At 36.5% G+C, this 7761-nt stretch carries 7 protein-coding genes; 3 read left to right on the forward strand and 4 right to left on the reverse strand.

The window, feature by feature from the left end; translation table 11 throughout:
* Positions 1-206 precede the first annotated feature (206 nt).
* The gene (locus E1171_RS12320; RefSeq protein ID WP_343031354.1) at positions 207-476 is read left to right on the forward strand and encodes a winged helix-turn-helix transcriptional regulator; all 270 of its coding nucleotides are present in this window, start codon (positions 207-209) and stop codon (positions 474-476) included.
* A 184-nt stretch (positions 477-660) separates the two neighbouring features.
* Here E1171_RS12320 and E1171_RS12325 read toward each other — a convergent pair whose 3' ends face one another.
* Entirely contained in the window at positions 661-1686 is a 1026-nt protein-coding gene (locus tag E1171_RS12325; protein ID WP_155206309.1) for an FAD-dependent oxidoreductase, read from the reverse strand.
* Between the two features lie 85 nt (positions 1687-1771).
* Between E1171_RS12325 and E1171_RS12330 the strand changes: the two genes are divergently transcribed.
* The gene (locus E1171_RS12330; protein ID WP_155206310.1) at positions 1772-2149 is read left to right on the forward strand and encodes a Fur family transcriptional regulator; all 378 of its coding nucleotides are present in this window, start codon (positions 1772-1774) and stop codon (positions 2147-2149) included.
* 244 nt (positions 2150-2393) lie between these two features.
* Here the strand turns inward: E1171_RS12330 and E1171_RS12335 are convergent, their stop codons facing one another.
* Positions 2394-2786 carry a RidA family protein gene (locus E1171_RS12335; RefSeq protein WP_155206311.1) on the reverse strand — a complete coding sequence of 131 codons (393 nt, stop codon included), beginning with the start codon at positions 2784-2786 and terminating at the stop codon, positions 2394-2396.
* Between the two features lie 173 nt (positions 2787-2959).
* Positions 2960-3625, reverse strand: a complete 666-nt coding sequence (locus E1171_RS12340) for a Crp/Fnr family transcriptional regulator (RefSeq protein WP_343031353.1) — start codon at positions 3623-3625, stop codon at positions 2960-2962.
* A 1197-nt stretch (positions 3626-4822) separates the two neighbouring features.
* On the opposite strand from E1171_RS12340, the gene E1171_RS12345 reads away from it, so the two are divergent.
* Positions 4823-6994, forward strand: coding sequence for a TonB-dependent receptor domain-containing protein (locus E1171_RS12345; protein WP_187696422.1), 2172 nt, complete (start codon positions 4823-4825; stop codon positions 6992-6994).
* Positions 6995-7214: 220 nt separating this feature from the next.
* Here the strand turns inward: E1171_RS12345 and E1171_RS12350 are convergent, their stop codons facing one another.
* Positions 7215-7640, reverse strand: a complete 426-nt coding sequence (locus E1171_RS12350; RefSeq protein ID WP_155206312.1) for a Fur family transcriptional regulator — start codon at positions 7638-7640, stop codon at positions 7215-7217.
* Between the last annotated feature and the right edge of the window lie 121 nt (positions 7641-7761).

Below are 7761 nucleotides of genomic sequence, written 5' to 3' on the forward strand. Positions count from 1 at the left end.
CATTATGCTGATCACCGGCAGAAGTGAAAGATACGGGAGAAGTTTACTAGAAAAAATCCGGGAACACCTCAATTAAGACCCTCATCATTTTGTAACAATAAAAGAATTCTGTCAATTCACTGGCCTAAAGGAAGAAGAAATTAAAGCTTGTAAAAAAAGTAATGGCCATAGCCGATGCTATGTACGTTTTATGAGGAAAGTGGAAAATACATATTATAGCAGCCTTGTGTTTTGGTGGAAAACGATATTCGCATTTGCTGGAAGATATTGAGGGGATTTCGGGAAAGATGTTGAGCAGGGAGCTGAAAGAGATGGAAATGAATTTGCTTGTGAATAGAAAAATAATGGATACCCGACCTATAACGGTCAAATATGAATTGACTGAGTATAGCAAAAAGCTAATTCACCTTATTGATAATCTTGCTGACTGGGGCTTAAATCATCGAAAGGTAATTATGAAAAAAGTTGAAGGATAGGCAGTTTCTATATTGATATACAGGATATAGAATAAGAAAACGAAGGCTCCGATAGGTGGCCTTAATTTGTTATACAGTAGCGATTTGACTACTTTTATTCCGAGAAAACATAAAGGCCCAAAGGAGTCCTGATTTCTCTTTTCATTTTTATCGGAGCAGCTTCGCCTCCTTTAGCTTTCTTCTACTAAAATCTTTCCTCTACCAATTCTTTATTTACTATAGCTCCCGCAATATTACCACAAGAAACTGCATAAGCAACAGATCGAAAAGGAGTCGTGTTATCTCCACATGCAAAAACACCTTCTACAGAAGTTTTTTGAAAAGGATCTACCTCAATATATCCTTGCTCATTTAGATTACAACCTAAGGTGTTTGGAATATCGGAATGTTGTATAAAAGGAATAGCCGCGTAAACAGCATCAAAATTCATCTTCCTACCATTTTTGAAAATGACATTGTTGATTTGTCCATTTTTGTGTTCTATCTCAGAAATTTCATTTTCTACAATTTCTATTTTGTGTTTCTTGAGTTTTTTGATTTGCTCCATATCAAAATCTGCTTCTCCTTGAGTTAAGATAGTGAGGTTTGGAGTCAGGTTATTTACCAATGAAGCCAAATGAAAGGCCTGCCCTCGGTTTGCCATAATTCCCGTTTTTTGAGTACGGTATTCATATCCATGACAGTAGGGGCAATGAATTACGGAAATGCCCCAACAGTTCGAAAAACCTTTGATGTCGGGCATAATATCTTTTATACCTGTTGCAATAATGAGTTTCTTACTAAAGAAGGTTTCTCCTGATGCTGTCTCTATTTCAAAGCCCTCATTTCTCTTTTTGCCGTTTGTAGCAAGGCCATTATAGAATTTAACCGTTTCATATGCCTCTACTTGTTGTTTGGCAATAGTCGAAATTTGAGCAGGAGTTTTTCCATCCTGGGTCAAGAAGTTGTGGGAATGAGGTGTTTGTCTGTTGCAAGGTTTGCCGCTATCAATAACCAGTGTATTTCTTAAAGACCTTCCTAATGCCATAGCTGCTGAAAGTCCTGAATAACTACCACCAATGATGATTACGTCAAATGATTTGTTTTCTACCATACTATTGTTTTTTAAGGGAAACGGCAATAAAAGTGAATTCGAAACGCTATAAGCTGATAAAGCCAAGCTACTTTGCTTGATAAATTTTCGCCTGGATGTTTTCTTTGCTTTTAACATTATCTTAATATTTTATTTGCTTCTAACATTCTTATGCAAAGTTAGAAATATTTTTTTAATTGCAACAGGGTCGCAATAATAAATTATGAAAAGAAGAAGTACACCAACAAAAGAAGCCGTATTGAACTTGTTGTCTAACAGTGGGAAAGCAATGAGTCAGGATGCCATTGAGCAAAAAATCAATATTGACATTAACCGAGCAACGATTTATCGGGTTTTAAATAGATTTTGTGAGGATGGTATTGTTCACAAAATTGTGGCTGAGGATGGAAAACAATATTTTGCAGTCTGTGTAGACTGTGAAAAAAAAGAATTACCTAATTATCATTTTCACTTCAGATGTACCAGTTGTCAAACCATTGAATGTTTGCAAGAACCTGTTCATTTTTCAATACCTAAAGGATATCAGGTTGAGGGCGTCAATTGTGTTTTGACAGGAATATGTAAAGATTGTTCCAAGTAAAATATTAATTCAAAAGTGTCAATAAGGCTTTCGGGCTTCTCATTGGGACAGGCAATGGAAGTACAAAAACTCAATTAATAGCTATTGTTCAATAAAAACCCGAACCTTAATATTTCACATCAATCCTTCGGATGCAAAACCCGTGTTTCTACCAATGAAAGTTTTAAAAAGTACTTATACTTTTTTCTCAATTTAAAGGATTAAGAGATCGCTTTAGGATCTCTTAATCCAGATAAGCGATTGATTATTTCACTAATGTAGCCTCCAATTCAATTTTTAATGAATCAAAAGCAAGACCTTTCACTTCCAGTAAGGTGCTTGCTTGCACAATCTCATGCTTGGCTACCCAGTCTGTAAATACATGAAAGCAAGTGAAGAGCTCCGTTGCCGAAGTTGTATAAACATTTAACCTTACAATATCTTTATTTTGATACCCCGCTTCACTGATTACCTTTTCCAAGTTTTGAATAGCTTGATTTAATTGAATTTCCATATCATCTGAGCTGGGTTGACCCTCTGCGTCCATAGCCGCCTGACCTGCACAATAGAGAGTACTTTCTCCATGCTTAACTTCCACTGCTTGTGCATATCCAAATGCATCCTGAAATTTCCAAGGATTAATTTTTCGCTTTTCCATTTGTCTTTCTTTTTATTTTGTGCAATTCAATCATGAAAATTGATAATGTAGTACCTAAAACCCTTGCTCCCATTCTTCATGATTGTATTAAAAAATTCACACTACAAAAGTCTGGACATTTTCAGAGTTTTAGTTGTGACATACCTCACAATTATAAAAAAGAAGGTTTTATTTTAGGAGTAAAGTCTGCTCAAGGTTTCCCTAGAAACACCAAGATAGGATGCAAGCTGGGTTTTAGACACTCGCTTTAGTAAAGAAGGATACAATTTAAGTAGTTGCTCATAACGCTCTTTCGCATTTGTGGTGAGCAAGGATAATATGCGTTGCTGTGATCCGATGAAACCCAAATTCGATTTTTTAAGGAAGAAGCTTTCCATTTTTTGCATGCCGGAACACAGTTTTTGGTAGTCTTCCAGAGACAGACAAAAAACAGAAGTGTCTTCAAGGCATTTTAAAGACATGCTAGCTTTAGATTGGGTAAAAAAAGCAAAGAAGTCACTTTCCCACCAATCTTCCATCGCAAAAGATACAATGTGCTCCTTACCCAAATCATCCATATATACCAATTTCAAAAGTCCAGAGGTAACAAAATAAGTATATTGTACACTTTCTCCTTCCTGAAAAAGGAACTGCTGTTTTTTAAACTTTTTAATGGTGAAATTAGAAAGCACAAAGGAAAACTCTTCATCAGTTAGCGGTACAATTTCTTCTATATGTTTTCTTAGTTTTTCCTGCATGGCATTAAAAAGTAAAGAGCTACGCTTCCAAAAAATAAATTTAGTAATAAAGTTCGTAAAAGATTTAAATGTAGAAGTTTGCACCAATTTGACACCTAACATTTCTTGTTTTCCTTTTGAAGGAAATCGGTTTTATCGCTTTTACAAAGGATGAAATCCAGTTTTTCACAACGACCCTTCTAATTCCTCAACAATGCCTCCACTCCCATCCTATGGCCACCCAATCCCACCTTTCTCCATGGCAAACCTCCAAAACCCAACAATGACTGCTTTATCATAAGGTGCTCTTATAGCCACAGCCCCATGACTCCTCCCCCCCAATCCTAAGCTTCACATAAGTCGTGGCGTTAATGTTGCTCCCTCCGCTACCCCCTACCAGCAAAGGCTGCTAGAATCCAGGTCCAGCATTCCATCTTCTCCTTATCACCAACAAATCGACGTGCTTTGCACAGGTACTATGGGGTTTCGATTTTCTTTCATTTTAGTTCTTCCCCTTTTAAAATATAATATTTTTCACCTATTCAAAACTATTATGGTTCGGGTAGTGGTCTAGAAAAAAACAAAACCTTATTAAAGAGAAAGTTGATTTTAAAATTGAAAAGTTTCCTTTGTAATTTATTTAGTGTTAGTAGAAATATGAAAAATAATTTTTATCTATAGCAGAGCTAATTCCAAATAAATCAACTAAACGGAATCCGGTTTATTTCTTTGTTACCTGCAGCCCTAAAATGAATGGTGACATAAAAAACAACTTCAAATCGACTGACAAGTCTATGCTGATTTTAGTACATTTGCCTTTCAAAACCACAGGAGACCACTTCACAGTCAAAAGAGCTAAAATTTTCAAACAACAAGTCAAAGATTTTCTATATTTGTACCGATGAAAATACTTTGTTCCATACTGTCATTATGTGTTTTGTTCCTTACAACAACACCTTGTTGTTCGGATGAGATCTGCAATGACGAAATAGAAACAGAGCAAACAACCAATCATTCACAAGACCATAAGGACAGCGACGACAATACTTGTTCTCCGTTTCTTACCTGCGGAACTTGTACAGGCTTTAATTTTCATCCGGTTTCCTTTTCATGGACACTGCCAGCAATTAGGCTGACAGTAAAAGTTCCAAATTTAAATTCTTCTTTTTCCTCCGACTATTTTCCACCTATTTGGCAACCACCAAAAATCGGTTAATGTTTTTTTGCCTTTCCCGATAAAATCGGGGAGCAGGCCATATTTTTTTTAGGGTCGTAGCACCCTTAATAATCATTTCTTAAACATTAACTGAATCATTAACAGTGAAGAAAATTATCCTGTTGCTAATTGCAACATTTAATATAACGAATATATTCGGGCAGAATACTTTCCATGCCATCATCAAAGACAGCGAATCGAAAGAACCCTTAACTGGTGCAACGGCTGCTGTGCAAGCCACTTCCAATGGAGCAAGTGCAGACATCAACGGATTTCTCGAAGTAAAAAATATCCCCGATGGAAAACACGGTATTGTTTTCAGCTTTATGGGCTACGAACAGCGAACAGAAATCTTCAATTTTCCATTTTCACAAAGCAAACCCATTGAAATTTTGCTTAATTCAAATACGGAAGAAATGGAAGCAGTGGTTATTTCTGCAACCCGTTCAAGCCGAACCATTGATGATATTCCGACAAGAGTGGAAACTATTTCGGGAGAAGAACTCGGGGAAAAAGGAAATATGAAACCTGGAGATATCCGAATGATGTTAAATGAAAGCACAGGAATACAAACCCAACAAACATCAGCGACAAGTTACAACTCCTCCATACGCATACAAGGACTTGACGGAAAATACACACAGATATTAAGAGATGGTTTCCCTTTGTATGCAGGATTTTCGGGCGGATTAAGTTTATTGCAGATTGTACCGCTTGATTTAAAACAAGTGGAAGTTATCAAAGGTGCTTCCTCTACCCTATACGGTGGCGGTGCTATTGCCGGTTTGGTAAACTTGGTTTCAAAAGCCCCGGCTGAGAAAAGAGAACTAAATTTTATGCTCAACGGAACTTCCGCATTAGGTTTAGACGCGAGCGGATTCTTTTCGCAGAAATTTAAGAAAGTAGGAACGACTGTCTTTGCCTCTTACAATTTAGGAAGTCCCTATGACCCTGCAAACATCGGCTTGACAGCAATTCCGAAATTTAATCGCTATACAATAAATCCAAAATTATTTATTTACTTCAATGAAAAAACTACTTTGAATATCGGTTTCAACAATACCGTTGAAGACCGTACTGGTGGCGATATAAAGTATATTGAAGGAAATGGAGACGACTCCCATTCTTACTTTGAAAAGAATAAAACAAATCGTTTTAGCACGCAATTAGGGCTTGATCACAAGGTAAATGACCAATCAAAATTAACTGTGAAAAATAGCATCAGTTATTATGACAGAACGATTGAAATTCCAAACTTTAGATTTTCAGGAGTACAATTATCCTCATTCAGCGAGGTAAATTATGCTTACAAAACAGAAAAATCAGAGTGGATTTCAGGCTTGAATTTATGGACAGACCAGTTCACTCAAGATAAAATAGACGATAGCAAAGTAGTTGACTACAATTACACAACCCTTGGGGCATTCATTCAAAACACTTGGAGCGCCACAGAAAAATTAACTCTTGAAACTGGCTTTCGTGGCGATTATCAAAACGAATACGGATTTTTTGCTTTGCCAAAAGTTTCAGTGCTCTTAAAATTCAATCAAAATTTAACTGCACGACTTGGAGGTGGCTTAGGCTATAAGACACCAACAGTTTTTACGGAGGACGCAGAACGAATCCAGTTTAGAAATGTATTACCTATTGATGTTTCAAACACAAAAGCTGAGGAATCCATCGGAGGGAATTTTGACATTAACTACAAAACCCCACTTTCAGAAAAATTATTTGTGAATATTAATACATTATTCTTTTACACCCAGGTAAAAGATCCATTAGTTCTTGTGCCTGCTATGGAAGGTTTGTATGAGTTTAAACAACCTAAGGGTTTTGTAGACACCAAAGGAATTGAAACAAATATCAAATTGACTTATGAAGATTTTAAACTTTTCATCGGTTACACACTAGCAAATGTAAAGCAACATTACAATGGAAGAACGACCACTTTTCCTCTAGTTGCACAGCACCGCCTGAATAATGTTTTAATGTATGAGGTGGAGGAGAAGTTAAAAATTGGTTTAGAAGCCTATTATTATTCACCACAAAAACTCAATGATGGTTCAACGGGAAAATCATATTGGCTGACCGGGTTAATGATTGAAAAGCTTTGGGAGAATTTTTCAACTTTTATAAATTTTGAAAACCTCCTCGATACACGGCAGACCAGGTTTGACACTATATTTACAGGGTCAATTACCAATCCGACATTTAGAGACATTTATGCACCTGTTGACGGATTTGTTGTAAACGGTGGACTGAAAATAAAACTTTAAATTTGTTGTGTTTAAGCCACACACTTTTGCAAACCCCAAATTGCCTCATACCAACTAAGGTTTGCAAAATTGTGTGGCTTTTCTGACAAACCACAAACATAAGGGCAACAAGAAACATAGTTTATAAGCAAAAGGGGTATAGGGGTAAATCAAAGGTTACTGCATTTAATAATCTTAATGTTAGCTGACTGCTATTCCTATGACTCCTTTATTTCTTGGATCAGGTTTTACATTTCTTACAGATCCCACTAAGGTTATAGTTGGCATGTCTTACAGAAAACTCATTTGACAGTTCTACATTTGGAACTTTCACTTCTTCCAGACAATAAGTGTGGTGACATTCATCACAGACGAAATGGGCATGCTTATCGAGGTGCAATTGATCAGGGCAGTGCGGACCACACATTGCGTATTTTATGCCGTGTCCATCTTCAGATGCACGATGTAATATACCATGTTCTTCAAAAGAGTTCAGTGCCCTATAAATGGTTACCCGGTTATATCTACCCATCATTTTAGTTATCACATTATTGGCGGAAAGCGCAAAATCATGATCCATAAACATTTCCAGCATCTCCGTTCGAATGGGAGTCTTCCTTAAATTATGTGCATGTAAAAGGTCACCTATCCGTCTTTTGTTATCCATTCTGCAAAAATAATGATTTTTTGATATCAATTCAATTCTACCCTTTTGAAGGAAAACTTTGTTGGACAATTGCAAGGTTTGTAATAAGATGTACACATTTGGTTATAAGTTAATTGATGGC

It is taken from the genome of Xanthovirga aplysinae (assembly GCF_009711365.1).
Lineage (GTDB): Bacteria > Bacteroidota > Bacteroidia > Cytophagales > Cyclobacteriaceae > Xanthovirga > Xanthovirga aplysinae.